Here is a 19,579-nt window from a genome sequence, read left to right as displayed (position 1 = left end):
ATACTGGGATTGTGAGTGTTCGTATTCGGCGGGTGACGACAACCCGCGCCGGTGGTGTCTCGGCACCTCCCTTCGATTCGTTCAACCTCGGCGACCATGTCGGCGACAATCCGGGGGCCGTGGCCCAGAACCGGCGTCGCTTGGCGGCCGCCGTCGGGGCCGATGCGCTGGTCTGGATGAATCAGGTGCACAGCGATCATGTCGTCACGGTGGACGGACCGCGCGAGACCGCGGTCGATAATGCCGACGCATTGGTGACGGCGACCCCGCGTTTGGCATTGGTTGTGGTGACCGCCGATTGTGTCCCGGTATTAATGGGCGATGCCAAGGCCGGGGTGATCGCCGCGGTCCATGCCGGACGGGTCGGCGCACAAAAAGGCATCGTCGTGCGGACGTTGGAGGCGATGCTGGCCGCCGGAGCGCATGTCGGGGATATCTCGGTACTGCTCGGCCCCGCGGTCAGCGGCGCCAATTACGAGGTGCCCGAAGCGATGGCGGCCGAGGTGGAGTCCGTCCTGCCGGGTGCTCGCACGACAACCTCGCGCGGCACGCCCGGCTTGGACTTGCGTGCCGGAATCTCCCGGCAGTTAAAGGATTTGGGTGTCACCGCGATCGACGTGGACCCCCGGTGCACGGTCGCCGACCGTGCGCTGTTCAGCCATCGCCGGGAGGCACCGACCGGACGTCTGGCGAGTGTGGTGTGGATGGAGCAGCGTCCCGGATGAAGCCTGGAACGAGCCGCTAGTGAGCCTGGAGTGAGATTGAGATGAGCACCGTGCAGCGCGGGCGTGACGCCGACCGGACGGCCCAGTTGACCGCCGCGCTCGGTGCCGCGCGGGCGCGCCTGGCGCGGGCCGCAGAATCGGTCGGGCGAAATGTCAATGAAATTGAATTACTTCCGATCACGAAATACTTTCCGGCCTCCGATGTCATTATTCTCAACCAATTAGGGTGCCTCGCATTTGGTGAATCCCGCGAACAAGAGGCCGCCGATAAAGTCGATTCTGTTCGCGCGGAATTAACGGACGTTCCGATTCGCTGGCACATGGTGGGGCGCATCCAGCGGAAGAAGGCGCGGGCCGTTGCGGGCTGGGCGCACACCGCGCACTCGGTCGACAACACCCGCCTGCTGACCGCACTGGACCGGGCCGTGGGCGAGGCGCTGGCTGCCGGCACGCGGACCCAGCCGCTGCGCGTCTACATCCAGATCAGTCTCGACGGCGACACCGAACGCGGCGGCGTCGATGTGGATGCCCCCGATCTCGTCGACGAAATCTGTGGGTCAGCGAACTCCGCCGAGGCGTTGGAGTTCGCCGGTCTGATGGGAATCCCGCCGCTGGCATGGGATCCCGACGACGCATTCGCGCGGCTGGCCGCCGAGCGGGAGCGTGTGCAGCGCGACTACCAGCATCGGCTCGAACTGTCGGCGGGGATGTCCGGTGATCTCGAAAGTGCCGTCAAACATGGATCGACGTGTGTGCGTGTCGGAACCGCGCTCATGGGGCAACGCCCGCTAACGTCACCGGAAGTAGTCACACCAGTCACATCTTCATCACAGACACCACCACCCCCATCGTCAGCAGAAGGGTCGCCGAGATGAGCACACTGCACAAGGTCAAGGCCTACTTCGGGATGGCGCCGATGGAGGACTACGACGACGAGTACTACGAGGACGACGATCGAGGTGCGGCCCGCAGCTATGCCCGTCGTCCCCGTGACGAGCGTTTCGAAGAGGACAGCTACGGCTACGAGGGCTCCGAGTACGACGAGGGTCCGGCCTATCGGGGCGGCTATCCGGGCGGTTTCGCCGAGGAGCCGCGGTTCGATGCCCGGATGCGTGCTCCCCGTGAATTCGACCGTCCGTCACCGCGTCTCGGCGCGCTGTCCGGGTCCACCCGGGGTGCGTTGGCGATGGATCCGCGCCGGATGGCAGAGCTGTTCGAGGCGGGCAGCCCGCTGGCGAAGATCACCACGCTGCGGCCCAAGGACTACAGCGAGGCCCGCACCATCGGCGAGCGGTTCCGCGACGGCACCCCGGTGATCATGGACCTGGTGTCGATGGACAACGCCGACGCCAAGCGCCTGGTCGACTTCGCCGCCGGTCTGGCGTTCGCGCTGCGCGGCTCGTTCGACAAGGTGGCCACCAAGGTGTTCCTGCTGTCGCCGGCCGACGTCGACGTCAGTGCCGAGCAGCGGCGCCGGATCGCCGAGGCCGGCTTCTACGCCTACCAGTAGCGCCGCGACGCCCGTCGCAGCTCCGTGGCGCCCCCGCGCATGCCTGATGCCCAGCGGGGGCCCGGGTAGGCTGGCGGCGTCGCACTATCGGTTGACCACGTCTTCTGTGTGAGATGTGTCCGACCTACGGCGACCTGTATCCAATGTCACACATCCTGCTGTAGTGAGGTCGGCTCAGTTGTCGCTGTTCTTCGAAATTCTCGGTTTCGCGCTGTTCGTCTTCTGGCTGCTGCTCATCGCGCGCGTCGTGGTCGAGTTCATCCGGTCCTTCAGCCGCGACTGGCATCCCAAGGGGCTGACCGTCGTGGTCCTCGAGCTCATCATGACCGTGACCGATCCGCCGGTGAAACTTCTGCGGCGGCTCATTCCCCAGCTCACGATAGGCGCCGTGCGCTTCGACCTGTCGATCATGGTGCTGCTTCTCGCGGCGTTCATCGGGATGCAATTGGCGTTCAATGCGGCGATGTAGAACCTTGGTGCGAGTGGGCGGGGGAGACCCGTCCTCGGCGTTTGCCGAATGGTCCACAAATGCGTAAGAAGATTGAAATTCGTTCTTAAAAATAGGCCTCCACTGCAACCGCCGGGTCTGGTGTGACAGGATGGACTCCAGTTGCGATCAGGCAAGGCTTTACACTTTGAGATCGGTTGACGGTCCAAGACTTCAAGGGGGCAGACAATGCCGCTCACACCAGCGGACGTCCATAACGTCGCGTTCAGCAAGCCGCCCATCGGCAAACGTGGCTACAACGAGGACGAGGTCGATGCCTTTCTCGATCTGGTTGAGAACGAGCTGACTCGGCTCATCGAGGAGAACGCCGATCTTCGGCAGCGCGTATCCGAGCTCGATCAGGAGCTGGCATCGGCGCGGTCCGGGGCGGGCGGCGCTCAGTCCACCCAGTCCATCCCGCTCTACGAGCCGGAGCCCGAGCCGACCCCGGCCCCGCAGCCGGTCTACGAGGCCCCCGTGGCGCCGGTCGCCCCTCCCGCTCCGCCGAGCGAGGACACCGCCGTGCGTGCCGCCCGGGTGCTCAGCCTGGCGCAGGACACCGCAGACCGCCTGACCTCCACGGCCAAGGCCGAGTCGGACAAACTGCTGTCGGACGCGCGGGCGCAGGCCGACGCCATGGTCAGCGATGCCCGCAAGACCGCCGAGACCACGGTCTCGGAGGCCCGCACCCGTGCCGACGCGATGCTGGCCGATGCGCAGACCCGTTCGGAGACCCAGCTGCGTCAGGCTCAGGAGAAGGCCGATGCACTGCAGGCCGACGCCGAGCGCAAGCACTCCGAGATCATGGGCACGATCAATCAGCAGCGCACGGTCCTCGAGGGCCGTCTGGAGCAGCTGCGCACGTTCGAGCGTGAGTACCGGACACGTCTGAAGACCTACCTGGAGTCTCAGCTGGAGGAGCTGGGCCAGCGCGGCTCGGCCGCGCCGGTGGATTCCAGTGCCAACAACGACTCGGCGGGTGGTTTCAGCCAGTTCAACCGCGGCAACAACTAACCGGCAAGACCGACTTCCTCGCACTGTCGTGAACCGGCCCGAGCACGGGCCACCACACTTAGGGTTGAACGATGTTGATCATTGCGCTCGTGCTTGCCGTCATCGGCCTGGCCGCGCTGGTGACCGCGGTGGTCACCAGCAATGAGTTGATCGCCTGGGTCTGTATCGGTGCCAGCGTGATCGGCGTGCTGCTGCTGATCGTCGACGCATTGCGGGAACGCTCGCGCGGTGCGAAGGCCGGCGAGGACGCCGCCGCCGCCGACGAGGCCAATGCCACCGAGACGACCGAGACCTTCGACGTGGTCGAGGCGCCGGTGGATTATCCCGACGAGTCGGTCGCCGAACCCGAGTCGGATGTCGCCGTGGAGTCCGACGCCGCGGATGTGGACGTCGAGGCCGACGACTCCGCCGAGAAGTACAACAAGAGCTAACCCTCGCCGGGTTCTGTGGTCGGCTGTGCCAGCAGGCGGCGGACTTCGTCGTCGCTGACCTGGTGGAAGTCTGCGAACGCCTGGCCCACCGCTTCGAACTGGGGTGGGGTGCTGATGCACACCACGTCGTCGGCCTCCTCCATGAGCTGACCGCTCACCGTCGGTGGTCCGACCGGAACCGCCACCACGACCCGTCGGGCTGCCCGCACGGCACGGACCGCGGCCAGCATCGTGGCCCCCGTGGCGATGCCGTCGTCGACCAGGATCACCGTTCGATCGGTGAAGTCCGGCGCCGGGCGTCCGCCTCGGTAGGCCTGCTCCCGCCGCTCGACCTCGGCGGTCTCGTGCCGGATCGTCTCGACGATGGTCTCGTCGTCGATGCCGAGGCGGTTCACCACCCCGTCGTTGATCACCAACCCGCCGCCGGAGGCCACCGCACCCATGGCGAGTTCCTGCCACTGCGGCACGCCCAGCTTGCGGACCACGAACACGTCCAGGGGTGCGTGCAGGTGCGAGGCGACTTCGGCGGCGATCGGCACTCCGCCCCGGGCCAGGCCCAGAACGAGTACCTCGGGTCGATCCCGGTAGGACACCAACTGCTCGGCCAGGACCCGGCCGGCTTCGTGGCGGTCCTGGTAGATGCGTTCTCTGCTCGCTCGCAGATTCCAGGCGTTCATCAGCACTGTGGCCGGCACTGGAGGCAATTCCGCCGACTGTTGTCAGCCTACGTCGATGGTTGCCCCCGGACCACCCGGCTGAGGAAGCCCCGGACCAACGTGCGTAGCCGGGCTGCCGCGTCGTCGATGAACTCCCTTGTTTGCAAGCGTAATTCGTCGGGACTGCGGTCGATTCCGGCCACCGGGCCGTCGCCTTCGTGGGCCAGCCAGACCTCCAACAGCTCGGAGTCGAGCTCGGGGTGAAACTGCAGCGCCAGCGCCGTGCCCAGCACGAAGGCCTGCGAGGCAGCGGGCGTCCGAGCGATCTCGGTGGCGCCCGCGGGCAGTGTCCAGCGGTCGAAATGCCACTGGAACCATCGGCCGCCGGGAACCACCTGCTCGTCGTCGCTGTCGACGTTGTACCAGCCCACCTCGGGAGCCGGCGACCTGGTGACCGATCCGCCGAGGGCCTGGGCGATGAGCTGTCCGCCGAAGCACACGCCGAGCACGCCGACCCCGGCCTCGACGGCCCGGCGCACCATGGCCATCTCGGCTTCGACCCAGCTGTTGCGCAGCGTCTCGTCGTAGACAGCCCAGCGGGCACCCAGTGGAACGATGACGTCATAATCGGTCGGGTCGGGGAAGGCCACCTCGCAAGCGGGATCGGCGTCCCGCTCGGGCGCAACGACGTCGAACGTGTCGATGTCGAATCCGCATTCGGTGAAGACGTCGGCCAGCATGGCCTCGGTGGCCGTGTGGTCGTTGCGCAGGAACAGAACCCTCGATGTCACGCCGTCATTATTTCGCTACCCGGCGCCCGCCGAATTTCAGGTCCAATTATTGGACCTTCAGGCCGCCTCGAAGATCAGCGGCAGTGACGCGGGACCGGTGATCCCGGTCATCGGCTTCCACTGGGCACGTCCCTCGCATCGGGGGTTGTGCAGCTTCCGGGTGAGCACGCGCAATGCCTCGGCGAGCTCGACCCTGGCCAGGTGTACACCCAGGCAGTAGTGCAGCCCGCCGCCGAACGTCATCATGGCCGGGGGTCCGATGCGGTTGACGTCGAATCGCTCGGGCTCGTCGTACACCTGTGGATCCCGGTTGGCCGCAGCGAAGTTCACCGCCACCTGCGTTCCGGCCGGGATGGTGAGGCCGCCCAGTTCGGCATCCTCGCGGGCGATCCGCACGCTGCTCAGTGCAATTGGTGTATGGCGTAGCAGTTCGTCGACGAAAAGTGGTGCCATATCAGGATTTTCGGCCAACATCAGCCACTGGTCGGGGTAGTCGCACAGCACCTGGACGGCTGCTGCGAGTTGATTGCGGGTGGTATCGGTGCCGGCCAGTATGACGCCGCCGGCCAGCATCAGCAGCTCGGAATGGGTGAGGCGGTCACCGTCGACCTCCGCCCGGATCAGATCGGAGAGCAGATCGTCGGTGAGGCTGGAGTTCCGTCGCACCACCATGGCGTCGACGTAATCGTCGAGCTGCAGCCATGCAGCCTCGACCGTGTCGGCGTGGTCACCGAGGTTCCAGCTGAACATCTTGAAGATGTCATCGGCCCACTGGGAGAACAGATGCCAGTCCTGGCGCGGGGCGCCGAGCAGCGCGCAGATCACCGGGATCGGATACTGAACCGCAATGTCGGCCACCATGTCGCAGTGTCCCTCGGACAGGTAGGGGTCCGTGAGTTCGGTGACGATGTCGACGCAGGTTTCCCGGAGCCGGTCGGCGCTGCGGGGTGCGAACGCCTTGGCGACCAGGCGGCGCAACCGCGTGTGTGACTCGGCATCGACACCCAGCAGGCTGCTGTTCGCGCGGTCCCACAGCGGGCCGGACGTGATGCCCTGCGCGGCCAGGAACACGCCTTTGGGGATCTCGAAGCGTGGATCGCGCAGGGTCGCGCGGACCAGGTCGTAGCTCAACAGCTCCGGACCGTGGGGCCCCATCGCGACCGGGGCGTGGGCGCGGGCCTGCGCGATCAGCCGGTGCACCGCCTCGGGGTCGGTCTCGTGCTCGTAGTCGAGCGGGGGAAGGTCGGCATCGGTTACCAGGGTCATGACGGCCTCCGCGTGATCGGGCGAGAACCTGCTGATAGTGATGCTGGTCCGGTTGGCCCTGCGAGTCGTGAGTAGCCGGCTACCTCAGTTCATCTCCGGGCGCCGGCCAGGCCCCTCACCTTGTCCGGTAACGCCGTTCGGGCCTACCGGTGCCGTATTGCAATCGCAGCTCCAACGCTCCGGTGCTCAGGTAGTACTCGAGATAACGCCGTGCGCTGACGCGTGAAATTCCCACCTGCTCAGCACATTCCATGGCCGACACCTCGCCCGCGGCCCGTACCGCGGCCATGACGAGCCGACCGGTTTCGGCGCCGAGCCCTTTGGGCAGGACAACCGCCGAGCCGCCGAACAGCGCGTCGATGGTCGATTGATCGGCGCCCCCGGCCCCCGCCAGCGCCTCGGCACGCGCGGCGAAAGCTGCCAATTTCGTCTTCAACTGATCGAAGTCGAAAGGTTTGACCAGATAATCGGCCGCTCCGCCGTCCAACGCGCCCCGCACCGTGTCGAGTTCACGGGCCGCGGTGACCATGATGACGCCGACGCGGTTGCCCCCGGCGCGCAGCCGCCGGAGCACCTCGAGCCCGGTCATGTCCGGCAGATAGACGTCGAGCAGGATCAGATCGGGACGCAGCTCGGCCGCTGCTGCCAGGGCCTCGGTTCCGTTGCGGGCCACTCCGACCGGGCGATACCCGTCGACGCGTTCGACGAAGCGGCGGTGGATCTCGGCCACCATGAAGTCGTCGTCGACCACCAGTACGTCACGCATGCAGCCTCACCACGAACAGGGCGCCGCCGCCCGGGGCGTCGGTGACCTCGACGTCACCTCCGTGTTGGGCCGTCACCAGGCGCACCAGGGCCAGTCCGATGCCCCTCCCGCCGGGCACCTCGGCCTTGGAGGTGACCCCGCGGGAGAAGATGGTCTCCCGAAGGTGTTCGGGCACACCGGGTCCGGAGTCCGAGACCGCCAGCGTCAGCCCGGCTGAATCGTCGATGCGTACATCCACCCGTGCGGCCGGTGAGCCGACGGACACGTCGACGGCGTTGTCGATCAGGTTGCCCAGCAACGTGATCACGTCGGTGGCCAGGGCCGGGTCGAGTGCGTCGAGGTGGCTGTCGTCGGTCAGGTCGAGGGTGACCCCGCTCTCGGCGGCCAGGGACGTCTTGGCGATCAGCAGCGCGGTCACCGCCGGGTCTGAAACATGTTGGGTCACCGCCTCGTTGATCTCGGCCCGGCGCCGGGTCAAGGTGCCCACCAGAGCGCGGACCGCGTCGAACTCGCCCAACTGGGTCAGCCCGGAGATGGTGTGCAGTTGATTGGAGAACTCGTGGGTCTGGGCTCGCAGCATGTCAGTCACGCTTCGGTGTGAGGACAGTTGAGCCTGGAGCGCGGCGAGCTCGGTGCTGTCGCGCATGGTGGTCACCGTACCGATCCTCCTGCCCTGGCTGCGGGCGGCGCGGCGGTTGAGTGCCAACACCCGGGTGCGCGTGGTGATCACCACGTCGGATTCGTCGGCGCGAGTTCCGTCGCCGGACAACAGGAACGCCACCACCGCCGGTTCCAGGCCGACTGCATCGGCACGGCGGCCCACGGCGTCCGCGCCGATGCCCAGCAGATCGGATGCGCTGTCGTTGATCACCGTGATGACTCCGTCGTTGTTCACCGCGACCACACCTTCACGGATGCTGTGCAGCAGCGCTTCTCGGTGATCGGCCAGGTCGGCGATCTCGGCTATGTCCAGGCCGCGGGTGTGACGGTTGATTCGGCGCGACAAGACCCACGACGCCAGCATCCCGAGCGTCGCACCCAGTCCGAGGTAGATCAGCAGGCGCTCACCGGCCCCGCCCAAGAGCTCCCACAGCGACGGGTAACGCTCGCTGACCGAGACGATCGCCAGCACCGCGCCGTCGGCGGCCAGGATGGGGACCTGTCCGACCAGACGGTGCGTACCGTCGACGTCGCTGTCGCCGGACCAGGCGCGACCCTCGTCGGCCCGGCTGCTGCGAAGGTCGAGTTGTTGGCCGATGCGGTCCGGATCCGACGACACCCGCACATTCCCGGCGGGATCGGTGATCTCGGCCCGCCCGGCACCGGACAGGGCCACCGCGCGCTCCACCTCGGGTGCCAGCACCGAAGCGGCGAACGGATCGTCGTAGCGGTCCCGGACGATCGGCGTCGACGCGACGTTCTCGGCGACCGCGATCATCCGCTGCCCGCGGACATCACGGAACTCCCGGGTGGATTGCGCCACCGACACCGCAGCCACCGCGATCAGCACCACCGCGACCACCAGAAGCTGGAACACCAGGAAGCGCGCGGCCAGGCTGCCATCGGGCAGAAACCGTGTCCGCGCCCGCGGTGAACGTGCGACTGGTGAACTCAACGAACAAAACTTCCTTTGCGTCCGAATGGGTGACCTGCGTCACGTCCTGGGTCCAGTATTGCTGACCATGAGGTTTCGACGACTAGGTGCCGGGCTGATGGTGGCCGTGGTCGCCCTGATGCTGGTGACGGCCTGCGGGGTCACCCGCGGCGACGAATCCCGGGGCCTGCATCGGCTGCGCATGATGGTGCCCAACAGTCCGGGCGGCGGCTACGACCTGACCGCGCGCACCGCGGTGAAGATCATGGAGGACACCGACATCACCGGGCGCATCGAGGTGTTCAACGTCATCGGCGCCGGCGGGACCGTGGCGATGGCCCGGCTGATGAACGAAAAGGGCAACGACGACCTCATGATGATGATGGGGCTCGGCGTGGTGGGCGCCGTCTACACCAACGGTTCTTCGGCGCGTGCCTCGGACGCCACCGCACTGGCCAAGATGGTCGAGGAGCAGGAAGGCATTCTGGTGCCGGGGGATTCGCCGTTCCGCACCATCGGTGACCTGGTCTCGGCATGGAAGGCCGATCCGGCCAAGGTCACCATCGGCGGCGGGTCCTCACCGGGTGGGCCCGATCACCTGTTCCCGATGGAAACCGCACGCGCGGTCGGAGTCGACCCGCGCAAGGTCAACTACATCACCTACGACGGGGGCGGTGATCTGCTGACGGCGCTGCTGGGCAAGAAGATCGCGGCAGGTACCACCGGGCTCGGCGAGTTCGTCGACCAGATCGAGGCCGGGCAGGTCCGGGTGCTGGCGGTATCGGGTGCCAAGCGCGTCGAGGGGATCGATGCGCCGACCCTGACCGAGGCCGGTATCGACCTCACGTTCACCAACTGGCGCGGAATACTCGCACCGCCAGGCATTTCCGGTGAGGCCAAGGATGCGATGGTGCGGGCCCTGACCGACCTGCACGGCACCGAGCAGTGGCGCGACGCGCTGGTCAAGAACGGCTGGACTGACGCGTTCAGCACCGGAGCCGACTTCGAACAGTTCCTGCGTGATCAGGACAACCGCGTCTCGACGACGCTGAGCGAATTGGGGTTGTTGTGAAGGTCGACAAGGCCCAGTATCTGGTCTGCGTGGTTCTGGTGGCCGTCGGAACATTTCTGATCTATGACGCGCTCACGCTGACCGGGGGATTCGCCAAGGTCGATCCCGTCGGGCCGCGCGCCTTTCCGCTGGGGATCGGGATCATCCTGATCGCACTCGCGATCGTCCTGGCGATCGCCATCCCGCGCGGATCGGTCGGCGAGGCGGACGCCGGTGAGGATGTCGACCCGAACATGCCGGGGGACTGGCGCACAGTCGGGTTGCTGGTCGGGCTGTTCGTGTTGGTGATCGTCGGAGTCAAGCCGCTGGGCTGGGCCATCATGGGCGCACTGCTGTTCGCCGGGGCGGCAACGATTCTCGGCAACCGCCACTACATACGCAACCTGGCGATCGGGACGGTGCTGTCGGTCGCGAGCTTCTACGCGTTCTACTCCGGGCTCGGAATCCCGCTGCCCGCAGGCATTCTGGACGGGATTCTGTGATGGGTAACTTCGACTGGCTGCTGCAGGGCTTCGCCGAGGCGGCGACCCCGATGAACCTGATGTACGCGGTGATCGGGGTGCTGTTGGGCACCGCGGTGGGTGTGCTGCCGGGCATCGGCCCGGCGATGACGGTGGCCCTGCTGCTGCCGGTGACCTACAACGTCAGCCCCAGCGCGGCGTTCATCATGTTCGCCGGGATCTTCTACGGCGGGATGTACGGCGGGTCGACCACCTCGATCCTGCTGAACACCCCCGGTGAATCCTCGTCGGTGATCACCGCGATCGAGGGCAACAAGATGGCCAAGGCCGGCCGGGCCGCCCAGGCCCTGGCCACCGCCGCCATCGGCTCGTTCGTCGCCGGCGCCATCGGCACCGCCCTGTTGGCCGCGTTCGCACCGCCCATCTCGCGGTTCGCCGTGACCCTCGGCGCGCCCTCGTACCTGGCGATCATGCTGTTCGCCCTGGTCGCGGTCACCGCCGTGCTCGGCTCCTCCAAGCTGCGCGGAGCGATCTCGCTGTTCCTCGGACTCGCGATCGGTGTCGTCGGCATCGACTTCCTCACCGGCCAGCCACGCGCCACCTTCGGCCTGCCGCAACTGTCCGACGGTATCGACATCGTGGTGATCGCGGTGGCGATCTTCGCCCTCGGCGAGGCGCTCTGGGTGGCGGCGCACCTGCGCCGCCGGCCTGCCGAGGTGATCCCGGTGGGGCGGCCGTGGATGAGCCGCCAGGACTTCGCCCGGTCCTGGAAGCCGTGGCTGCGCGGCACTGCCTACGGGTTCCCGTTCGGCGCGCTGCCGGCCGGTGGCGCCGAGTTGCCGACGTTCCTGTCCTACATCACCGAAAAGCGGCTGTCGAAGCACCCCGAGGAGTTCGGCAAGGGCGCCATCGAGGGTGTCGCCGGGCCGGAGGCCGCCAACAACGCGTCGGCGGCGGGCACCCTGGTGCCGATGCTGTCGCTCGGTCTGCCCACCAACGCCACCGCCGCGGTGATGCTGACGGCATTCGTGTCCTACGGAATTCAGCCCGGACCAACGCTTTTCGAAAAGGAACCGTTGCTGATCTGGACGCTGATCGCCAGCCTGTTCATCGGCAACTTCCTGCTGCTGGTACTCAACCTGCCGCTGGCGCCGCTGTGGGCCAAGCTGCTGCGCACCCCGCGGCCCTACCTGTACGCGGGCATCCTGTTCTTCGCCACGCTGGGGGCGCTCGCAGTCAACGTGCAACCGCTGGATCTGGTCCTGCTGCTGGTGTTCGGGCTGCTGGGCCTGATGATGCGCCGGTTCGGATTGCCGGTGTTGCCGTTGATCATCGGAGTGATCCTCGGCCCGCGCATCGAACGGCAACTGCGCCAGAGCCTGCAACTCGGCGGTGGCGACTGGACAAGTCTGTTCACCGAACCCGTCGCGATCGTCACCTACGTGCTCATGGCGATCCTGCTGTTGATGCCGTTGGTGCTCAAGCTGATGCACCGCAGTGAGGAGACGTTGTTGATCGTCGAGGACGATGCGGATCAGCAGCAGAAGGCGGCCCAACAATGATTGTCATCGGCTACACCGCGGACGTGTTCGGTATTGCCGCCGTCGAGCACGGCATCGCCGAAGCCGCGTTGCGCAACACCAGCGTGTTGGTGATCAACGCGACCTCGGGTGAGGCGTACGTGGATGCCCGGTTTGCCCGTTCGGGCCAGGTTCACGATGTCGAAGAGCGGCTGCGTGAGAGCGGCGTGCCGTTCGAGTTGCGCCAGCCCGTGGGGGTGGAGGCGGCCACCGAATTGCTCGACGCGATGGACGCCCCCGACGCCGAGTTGCTGGTGATCGGCATCCGGCATCGCAGTCCGGTGGGCAAGCTTTTGCTCGGCAGCGTGTCGCAGCAACTGTTGCTGGAGTGCCCGAAGCCGGTGCTGGCGGTCAAGCCTGACCATCATTAATGCACCCTGACCTGTGGTGATCGGTCTCACCGCGGGCATATCCGCGCAGTGAGGATCAGTTTTCGTGGCGATAACGTCGCCGGAAAGATCCGACAACACCGCCACCACACCATGGGGGCATGGCGGATGGCGCGGCTCCGGGCTCGGTCCCGGACACGACGAAGCGCACGGCATGTTCGTACTGTGGTGTCGGCTGCGGTATCGAGGTCACTACCAGGGTCGATGACGACCGCACCGTGATCGCCCGAGTCAGCGGCGACAAGCTTCACCCCAGCAATTTCGGCCGATTGTGCACCAAAGGGGCGATGCATGCCGAGATGATGTCCGCCGTCGACGACCGCCTGGAGTCCGCGTTGCTGCGGCGTGACGACGAACTTCTGCCGACCCCGGTCGATGAGGCGGTGGCCGAGGCCGGACGCAGGCTGCGGGCCATCGTCGACGAGCACGGGCCCGATGCCGTCGCACTCTACGTGTCCGGACAGATGACGCTGGAGGCGCAGTACCTGGCCACCAAGCTGGCCAAAGGCTTCCTGCGTACCATGCACATCGAATCGAATTCTCGGCTGTGCATGGCCAGTGCGGGCACCGGGTTCAAGCAGTCCCTCGGTGCTGATGGGCCTCCGGGTTCCTACACCGACTTCGACCGTGCCGACCTGTTCTTCGTCACCGGCGCCAACATGGCCGACTGTCATCCGATTCTGTTCCTGCGCATGGCCGATCGACTCAAGGCCGGCGCCAAGCTGATCGTGGTGGACCCGCGTCGCACCGCGACCGCCGAACGCGCTGACCTGTTCCTTCAGATCAAACCCGGAACCGACCTGGCGCTGCTCAACGGCCTGCTGCACCTGCTCGTGCAGGGCGGCGACATCGACCGGCAGTTCATTGCCGAACACACCACGGGTTGGGAGGCGATGCCGGAATTCCTGGCGGATTACCCCCCGGCCCGGGTCGCCGAGATCACCGGCCTCCCCGAGGCCGACATCCGCACTGCCGCAGCGATGATCGCCGAGGCCGGCGAGTGGATGAGCTGCTGGACCATGGGGCTCAACCAGAGCACGCACGGTACGTGGAACACCAACGCCATCTGCAACCTGCACCTGGCCACCGGGGCCATCTGCCGTCCGGGCAGCGGCCCGATGTCGCTGACCGGTCAGCCCAACGCCATGGGCGGGCGCGAGATGGGCTACATGGGACCGGGTCTGCCCGGCCAGCGGTCGGTACTCGCAGCCGATGACCGTGCGTTCGTCGAGACCCGGTGGGGCCTCGAGCCGGGCACCATCCGCTCGGAAGTGGGCCCGGGAACCATCGGAATGTTCGAGCAGATGGAGCAGGGCCTGATCAAGGCCTGCTGGATCATCTGCACGAATCCTGTTGCCAGCGTGGCCAACCGGAAGACCGTGATCAACGGTCTGGAAGCCGCTGAGCTGGTCATTGTCCAGGATGCGTACCGTTCAACGGCCACCAACCACTATGCCGACATCCTGTTACCGGCGGCGTTGTGGGCGGAATCCGAAGGTGTGATGGTCAATTCGGAACGCAACCTGACATTGCTGTCGCCCTCGGTCGCCCCGCTGGGCCAGTCGCGGCCGGACTGGCAGTTGATCTGCCAGGTGGCCGCACACCTGGGATTTGCCGAGCACTTCGATTACCGGTCCGCAGAGGAGGTCTTCGCCGAGATCCGCGAGTTCGCCAATGCGAAGACCGGGTACGACCTGCGCGGAGCCGGCTATGAGCGGTTGCGCCAAACCCCGTTGCAGTGGCCGGTCCCGCCGCTCGATGCGCCCGGCGGTGACGACGACCGGCACCCCATCCGCTACCTCAACGACGGCATCAGCCAGGATCTGTTGGTCGACTCCGACGGGCACCGGCCCCGGCTGGCCTTCGCCACGCCCTCGCGGCGCGCGGTGTTCCTGGCCCGTCCGCATATGGACGCCGCGGAGTTGCCCGATGACGACTACCCGTTCGTGCTGAACACCGGCCGGCTGCAACATCAATGGCACACCATGACCAAGACCGGCAAGGTGGACAAGCTCAACAAGCTCAACCCGGCACCCTTCGTCGAGATCCACCCGCTCGACGCCCTGGAACTCGACATCGTCGACGGTCAACCGCTTGAGCTGACCTCGCGGCGCGGCCGCGCGGTGTTGCCCGCAGTGCTGTCGGACCGGGTCCGCCCCGGTAACTGCTTTGCACCGTTTCACTGGAACGACGAACACGGGGAGTACCTCACCGTCAACGCGGTGACCAACGATGCCGTCGACCCGGATTCGCTACAGCCGGAGTTCAAGGTGTGCGCGGTCAGCTTGCGACCGGTCCGGTCGGTCGACGGCACTTCGGCGCTGCATCCGTTGGCCGCCGAGATGGGATTGAGTTCCGCGCACAAGCCGGCCCTGAACCAGGACGAAAAGATCTATCTGGCCGGGTTTTTCACCGGTCTACCAGATGATCCCGCGGGCGTACCGGTACTTCCGGATGCGGCCCCGCTGCGCGCGACGGTGCGGCTGTGGGTGGACGGGGTGCTGGCCGGACGCTATTCACGGGCCGGCAGCGATGACCGGTTCGACCGGTCCGCGGTAACCGGGCCGATGGTGTTGTGGGCCTCGCAGACCGGCACCGCCGAGGAATTCGCGGCAGGCCTGGCGGGCCGCATCGCCGGTGCGTCGTTGGTCAACATGGACGAGCTCGCGCTCGCCGACCTGGCTACCGCGCGTGACATCCTGGTGGTCACAAGCACATTCGGTGACGGTGGGCCACCGGACAACGGGGCCGATTTCTGGAGTCGGCTGCAGTCCCCGGACGCCCCGCAGTTGCACGGGATCCGCTACGCAGTGCTCGGCATCGGTGACAGGTCCTACGACAACTTCTGCGGGCACGCAAAGTCCCTGGACCTCCGGTTGGCTGATCTGGGGGCCACCAAGCTTCTCGACCGTGTCGACTGCGAGGCCTATGACGATGAGCCGTTGCGGCGCTGGGCCGACGCGGTCACCACGGCGCTCGCCGGTGCCACGCCGGCCCCCGCCGTCGTCGGTGGCGGTGGCGGGGGCACCCGCACCGTCATCCCCATCGAACCTGATGAATTCACCAGGGCCAAGCCGATTCTGGCGGCCCTGGCGCGCAACGATCTGCTGACGACGCCGACGTCGGCAAAGGAGGTGCGCCAGTTCGGTTTCGACGTCTCCGAATACGACGTCAGCTATGCCGTCGGCGACTCGTTGGGCGTCTATGCCAGTAACAACCCCGCCGTGGTGGACGCCTGGCTGGCGGCCACCGCACTGAGCCCGGATTCGGTGATCGAGGTCGACGGCGTCGAGCAGTCGTTGCGCGACGCTCTCCTCTCGTCGTACGACATCTGCCGGGTGACCCCGGACCTGTTGCGGTTCGTCGCCGACACGTGCGGTGACCGTTCGGCGACCAAGATCCTGCGCAGTTCCGGTGAGCGGCGCAGCAATTGGCTGCACAACCGCAACGGCCTCGACATCGTCTCCGAGTTCGCGGTGCGCGCTGAACCGGAGGAATGGCAGGAGGTTCTGGTTCGGCTGACACCGCGCAACTACTCGATCTCCTCCAGCCCGCTGGTCAGTCCGCACGAGATCCAGCTGACGGTGTCGGTGGTGCGGTACCGCGGGCCCGGCGGCGCGTCCCGCGGCGGGGTCTGCTCGACCTTCCTGGCCGACCGCGCTGCCGCCGCACCGGTATTCCTGCAGCGTTCTCCACATTTCCGCCCACCCGAGGACGCGGGCACCCGGATGATCATGGTCGGCCCGGGAACCGGGGTCGCCCCCTTCCGTGGATTCCTGCAGGAGCGGCGGGCGTTGGGGCACGCCGGTCGAAACTGGTTGTTCTTCGGCGATCAGCATCGCAATGAGAACTTCTACTATCGCGACGACCTGGAGGACATGGTCCGCGATGGTTTGCTGAACCGGCTGGATCTGGCCTTCTCCCGAGATCAGGCCGAGCGCGTGTACGTGCAGCACCGGATGCTCGACAGCGGGGCCGACCTGTGGCGCTGGTTGGACGACGGTGCCCACTTCTACGTGTGCGGCGATGCCGGGCGGATGGCCAAGGACGTCGATGCGGCGCTGACCACCATCCTGCGGACCCATGGCGGGATGTCAGAGGACACCGCGCACGATTACAAGCGGGAACTGGTCGCCCAGAAGCGATACGTGCGCGACGTGTACTGACCTCGACTCACTGAGCTGGGCTTATTGAGCCAGGTCGTTCCAGACGATCTTGGCGAGCTCATCGCGGTCGGCCACACCGAGCTTGATGCAGGCCCGGTAGATGTGGCCTTCCACGGTGCGGACCGAGACGGTGAGTCGTTCGGCGATGTCGCGGTTCGACAATCCCTGCGCGACCAGACCGGCCACCTCGCGTTCGCGTCCGGTCACCGGCAGGGGGCGGGCGGCCGATCGAATGGCCGGGGTGGCGGCACCGCCGCACTTGGACGCCAATTGCAGTGCGTGCGCGGCGGATTCGGTGCTGTTTCGGCGGTGTCCGGCCTTGTCGTGCAGGGGCACCGCCTGGGCGGCGGAGTCTGCCGCCGACAGCAGCAGGCCGGCCTCCTCGAACGCGCCGGCCACCCTGTCCAGTTCGTTCGGATCGGCGGCGGCCACCGCGGCGGCGTGCCGTGCGTACAGGGCAGGCAGCGGACCGTCCGTCCGGTCGACCAGGTCCTGTAGGCGACGGGTCACACTGCGGTCGCCGAAGCGTGCCGCGCTGTGCAGCGCCTCGGCCTCGACCGCGTACTGGCCGGAGGAATGTGCCGCATCGGCGGCCGCCCGGGCCAGGTCGATCGCCGAGCGGTGCCCGCCCTTGGCGGCGGCCAGCCAGGCCTTCGCGAGCATCCGGAGGGGCTCGTGCAGCGCCATGAATTCGCCCGAGTGCTCCTTGGCGTCCTCCAGTGCCCGTTCGGCCTCGGCGGGGCGTCCGACCCCGGCGTAGGCGCGGGCCAGCAGCAGCCGCCCGGGCAGTTGCCAGGGCAGGGAGCTCTCGGCGTTCAGCGCGGCGAGGGCCTGCTCGATCGCCAGGATGGCATCGCGGAACCGGCCGCTGTGGGTGGCGGCCACGCCGTCCATGATCTTGGCGATGGCCCACCCGGCGAACTGGCCGGCCGAGGAGAACTCCGCGTACTCGGTGGCGCGCTGCTGAGCCAGTTCGAGTTGACCGGTGTAGGCCAGGGCCAGCACCTCGCCGTAGAAGACCATGATCCGGACCATGCCGTCGGTGGTCTTGCGCTGAGCGCGGCACCGCGACGCGATCGGCAGGAAATCGTTGCCCCGGCCCGCCAGCGGCATCGACAGACCGGCGGCGAACGCCGCGAAATCCACGGCCTGCCGCGGCGCCTCGGGGTTCGCCAGGACCCGTTCGGCGATCTCGAGCCCCTCGGGGATCTTGTTCTGGTGCACGGCCATGCCCGCACCGGTCGCGTCGACGATCAGTCGCAGGGTCGGATGGGTGACCCGCTCCCGCAGGAGGGCGAGCACCTGATCGGCCCGCGCCACATCGCCCATGGACCAGAACAGGTTGGACAGCCGCGGGATGCCCCACTGAACGAGCTCCAACTCGTTGAGGTCCGCGGGGGAGAACTGTTCGAGGATGCTGTCGGCCTGTGCCGGATGGCCCTGCCACAGCAACGCGCGGGACAGCAGCGCGGCCGCGCCGAGTCCGCCGCCGTGATCGAAGGCGGCGCGGGCCAGCTTCTCGCCCAGCGGAAGGTTGGACAGGAACACCGCATCCTTGGCAGCGGTGATCAACAGCTCGATATCGGTACCCTGGTCACTCTCGATCGCCAACTCCGCCAACTTGATTCGGCTGGCGGGCGAGTCGAGGTTGCGGTCGTGCAGGATCTTGGCGATGCGGCCCCGCAGCTTCCGGGCCGATGCGGTGCCGACCCGGCGGCGCACCGCCTCGCCGAACAGTGGGTGGCTGAAGCGGACGTTGATCTGGCCGTCGTCGGCGACGATCCGGATCAGGCCGCGCATCTCGGCCGCGTCCACGGCGTCCTCGCCGGCCAGTTCTGCCAGTGCATCGATATCCAGTGGTTCGCACAGCGACAGCAGCTTCAGTGCGTGCAGGACATCGTCGCCGGCATGCGCCAGACGTTCGTCGAGCAGTTCGACGAGCCCGGAGGGAATGACGGTGGGGCCGCGGAACTGCCACACCCCGTTGACCTTGGCCAGCGTGCCGGCGTCGACCGCGCCCTCGACCATGTTGCGCAGGAACAGTGGGTTGCCGCCAGAGGTCTCCCACATCACGTCGGCGCTGAGCCCCTCCAGTGTTCCGCCCAGGACGGTTTCGATGAGTGCGATGCTCTGCTGTTTGGTGAACGGGTTGAGTTCGAAGCGCTGGAGGTAGCCGTCCTTCCACAGTGAGGTGACGGCATCGGGAACCGGCTCACCACTGCGCACGGTGGCCACCACGTGGCCCGAGCGCTCCACGGCGATCTGGTGCAACAGCGTCGCCGACAACTGGTCCAGCAGATGTGCATCGTCGATCCCGACGATGGTGTCGCCGTCGGCCACAAGCGATTCGCGTGCCGATCCGATGAGGGCGATGGGGTCGCGCGACCCCGACGACGACACCCAGTGGGCGAATGCGCCGAGCGGGATGCTGCGAGACGACTCGGTGCACGCGGTCCAGTGCACCTTCTGGCTCAACGATGCGGTGACGGTGCGCGCCAATGTGGTCTTGCCGACGCCTGCGGCCCCGACGAGCACGACTCCGCAGCTGTCCGTCCCGCTGAGGGCGGCTCGAATGGCCTCGTGCTCGGCGGGCCGGTCCAAAAGCTGCCACTGACCAGGCATGAATCCTGAGTCTAGGGCCACCGGGCCCGGAACGCTGCCGAACAGGGGG

17 protein-coding genes are annotated in these 19,579 nt (G+C 67.1%); 11 read left to right on the top strand and 6 right to left on the bottom strand.

What is annotated here, in order from left to right; translation table 11 throughout:
* The first annotated feature begins 11 nt into the window (after positions 1–11).
* The 6 genes from pgeF to AB0I14_RS16630 all read left to right on the top strand — a co-directional run bounded on the left by pgeF (position 12) and on the right by AB0I14_RS16630 (position 4,167).
* Positions 12–725 carry a peptidoglycan editing factor PgeF gene (pgeF, locus tag AB0I14_RS16655; protein ID WP_358023371.1) on the top strand — a complete coding sequence of 238 codons (714 nt, stop codon included), beginning with the start codon at positions 12–14 and terminating at the stop codon, positions 723–725.
* Between the two features lie 41 nt (positions 726–766).
* On the top strand, positions 767–1,600 hold the full coding sequence (locus AB0I14_RS16650; RefSeq protein WP_358023368.1) for a YggS family pyridoxal phosphate-dependent enzyme: 834 nt from the start codon (positions 767–769) through the stop codon (positions 1,598–1,600).
* Positions 1,597–2,235, top strand: coding sequence for a cell division protein SepF (locus tag AB0I14_RS16645; RefSeq protein ID WP_358023365.1), 639 nt, complete (start codon positions 1,597–1,599; stop codon positions 2,233–2,235). The genes AB0I14_RS16650 and AB0I14_RS16645 overlap by 4 nt, the downstream gene beginning before the upstream one ends.
* A 178-nt stretch (positions 2,236–2,413) precedes the next feature.
* Positions 2,414–2,704: a YggT family protein gene (locus tag AB0I14_RS16640; RefSeq protein ID WP_358024355.1), complete on the top strand. Its 291-nt coding sequence runs from the start codon at positions 2,414–2,416 to the stop codon at positions 2,702–2,704.
* Between the two features lie 207 nt (positions 2,705–2,911).
* Positions 2,912–3,736: a DivIVA domain-containing protein gene (locus tag AB0I14_RS16635; protein ID WP_358023362.1), complete on the top strand. Its 825-nt coding sequence runs from the start codon at positions 2,912–2,914 to the stop codon at positions 3,734–3,736.
* 71 nt (positions 3,737–3,807) lie between these two features.
* Positions 3,808–4,167 carry a hypothetical protein gene (locus AB0I14_RS16630; RefSeq protein ID WP_358023359.1) on the top strand — a complete coding sequence of 120 codons (360 nt, stop codon included), beginning with the start codon at positions 3,808–3,810 and terminating at the stop codon, positions 4,165–4,167.
* Here AB0I14_RS16630 and AB0I14_RS16625 read toward each other — a convergent pair.
* The 5 genes from AB0I14_RS16625 to AB0I14_RS16605 form a co-directional block, all read right to left on the bottom strand.
* Complete coding sequence (locus AB0I14_RS16625; protein ID WP_358024352.1) at positions 4,164–4,844, bottom strand: phosphoribosyltransferase family protein; 681 nt, start codon at positions 4,842–4,844, stop codon at positions 4,164–4,166. The genes AB0I14_RS16630 and AB0I14_RS16625 overlap by 4 nt on opposite strands.
* Positions 4,845–4,891: 47 nt before the next feature.
* Positions 4,892–5,614 (bottom strand): type 1 glutamine amidotransferase, encoded by a 723-nt coding sequence (locus AB0I14_RS16620; RefSeq protein WP_358023356.1) that lies wholly within the window; start codon positions 5,612–5,614, stop codon positions 4,892–4,894.
* Positions 5,615–5,671: 57 nt separating this feature from the next.
* Positions 5,672–6,880 carry a cytochrome P450 gene (locus tag AB0I14_RS16615; RefSeq protein ID WP_358023353.1) on the bottom strand — a complete coding sequence of 403 codons (1,209 nt, stop codon included), beginning with the start codon at positions 6,878–6,880 and terminating at the stop codon, positions 5,672–5,674.
* A 115-nt stretch (positions 6,881–6,995) separates the two neighbouring features.
* Entirely contained in the window at positions 6,996–7,646 is a 651-nt protein-coding gene (locus AB0I14_RS16610) for a response regulator (protein WP_358023350.1), read from the bottom strand.
* Positions 7,639–9,261, bottom strand: a complete 1,623-nt coding sequence (locus tag AB0I14_RS16605; protein WP_358023347.1) for an ATP-binding protein — start codon at positions 9,259–9,261, stop codon at positions 7,639–7,641. The genes AB0I14_RS16610 and AB0I14_RS16605 overlap by 8 nt, the downstream gene beginning before the upstream one ends.
* A gap of 67 nt (positions 9,262–9,328) precedes the next feature.
* Here AB0I14_RS16605 and AB0I14_RS16600 point away from each other — a divergent pair, with 67 nt between their 5' ends.
* From AB0I14_RS16600 to AB0I14_RS16580, 5 genes are all read left to right on the top strand, one after another.
* On the top strand, positions 9,329–10,312 hold the full coding sequence (locus tag AB0I14_RS16600; RefSeq protein ID WP_358023344.1) for a tripartite tricarboxylate transporter substrate-binding protein: 984 nt from the start codon (positions 9,329–9,331) through the stop codon (positions 10,310–10,312).
* Positions 10,309–10,794, top strand: a complete 486-nt coding sequence (locus tag AB0I14_RS16595; RefSeq protein ID WP_358023341.1) for a tripartite tricarboxylate transporter TctB family protein — start codon at positions 10,309–10,311, stop codon at positions 10,792–10,794. The genes AB0I14_RS16600 and AB0I14_RS16595 overlap by 4 nt, the downstream gene beginning before the upstream one ends.
* Entirely contained in the window at positions 10,794–12,335 is a 1,542-nt protein-coding gene (locus tag AB0I14_RS16590; RefSeq protein WP_358023339.1) for a tripartite tricarboxylate transporter permease, read from the top strand. Before AB0I14_RS16595 ends, AB0I14_RS16590 begins: the two co-directional genes overlap by 1 nt.
* The gene (locus AB0I14_RS16585) at positions 12,332–12,724 is read left to right on the top strand and encodes a universal stress protein (protein WP_358023336.1); all 393 of its coding nucleotides are present in this window, start codon (positions 12,332–12,334) and stop codon (positions 12,722–12,724) included. Before AB0I14_RS16590 ends, AB0I14_RS16585 begins: the two co-directional genes overlap by 4 nt.
* A gap of 119 nt (positions 12,725–12,843) precedes the next feature.
* Complete coding sequence (locus AB0I14_RS16580; RefSeq protein WP_358023334.1) at positions 12,844–16,908, top strand: bifunctional nitrate reductase/sulfite reductase flavoprotein subunit alpha; 4,065 nt, start codon at positions 12,844–12,846, stop codon at positions 16,906–16,908.
* Positions 16,909–16,929: 21 nt separating this feature from the next.
* On the opposite strand, the gene AB0I14_RS16575 is transcribed toward AB0I14_RS16580, so the two are convergent.
* The gene (locus AB0I14_RS16575; protein ID WP_358023331.1) at positions 16,930–19,530 is read right to left on the bottom strand and encodes a LuxR C-terminal-related transcriptional regulator; all 2,601 of its coding nucleotides are present in this window, start codon (positions 19,528–19,530) and stop codon (positions 16,930–16,932) included.
* Positions 19,531–19,579: the final 49 nt, after the last annotated feature.

Origin of the sequence: Mycobacterium sp. NPDC050441, from assembly GCF_040655355.1 — a bacterium.
GTDB lineage: Bacteria > Actinomycetota > Actinomycetes > Mycobacteriales > Mycobacteriaceae > Mycobacterium.
Note: the sequence above shows the minus strand (reverse complement) of the source record. Positions and strands in the feature narration are given on the sequence as shown.

What these genes read in the sequence shown, in the direction of transcription:
- AB0I14_RS16650 (WP_358023368.1), top strand. Translation starts at nt 767, where the DNA reads ATGAGCACCGTGCAGCGCGGGCGTGACGCCGACCGGACGGCCCAGTTG.
- AB0I14_RS16645 (WP_358023365.1), top strand. Translation starts at nt 1,597, where the DNA reads ATGAGCACACTGCACAAGGTCAAGGCCTACTTCGGGATGGCGCCGATG.
- AB0I14_RS16635 (WP_358023362.1), top strand. Translation starts at nt 2,912, where the DNA reads ATGCCGCTCACACCAGCGGACGTCCATAACGTCGCGTTCAGCAAGCCG.
- AB0I14_RS16630 (WP_358023359.1), top strand. Translation starts at nt 3,808, where the DNA reads ATGTTGATCATTGCGCTCGTGCTTGCCGTCATCGGCCTGGCCGCGCTG.
- AB0I14_RS16625 (WP_358024352.1), bottom strand. Translation starts at nt 4,844, where the DNA reads ATGAACGCCTGGAATCTGCGAGCGAGCAGAGAACGCATCTACCAGGAC.
- AB0I14_RS16615 (WP_358023353.1), bottom strand. Translation starts at nt 6,880, where the DNA reads ATGACCCTGGTAACCGATGCCGACCTTCCCCCGCTCGACTACGAGCAC.
- AB0I14_RS16610 (WP_358023350.1), bottom strand. Translation starts at nt 7,646, where the DNA reads ATGCGTGACGTACTGGTGGTCGACGACGACTTCATGGTGGCCGAGATC.
- AB0I14_RS16600 (WP_358023344.1), top strand. Translation starts at nt 9,329, where the DNA reads ATGAGGTTTCGACGACTAGGTGCCGGGCTGATGGTGGCCGTGGTCGCC.
- AB0I14_RS16590 (WP_358023339.1), top strand. Translation starts at nt 10,794, where the DNA reads ATGGGTAACTTCGACTGGCTGCTGCAGGGCTTCGCCGAGGCGGCGACC.
- AB0I14_RS16585 (WP_358023336.1), top strand. Translation starts at nt 12,332, where the DNA reads ATGATTGTCATCGGCTACACCGCGGACGTGTTCGGTATTGCCGCCGTC.
- AB0I14_RS16580 (WP_358023334.1), top strand. Translation starts at nt 12,844, where the DNA reads ATGGCGGATGGCGCGGCTCCGGGCTCGGTCCCGGACACGACGAAGCGC.
- AB0I14_RS16575 (WP_358023331.1), bottom strand. Translation starts at nt 19,530, where the DNA reads ATGCCTGGTCAGTGGCAGCTTTTGGACCGGCCCGCCGAGCACGAGGCC.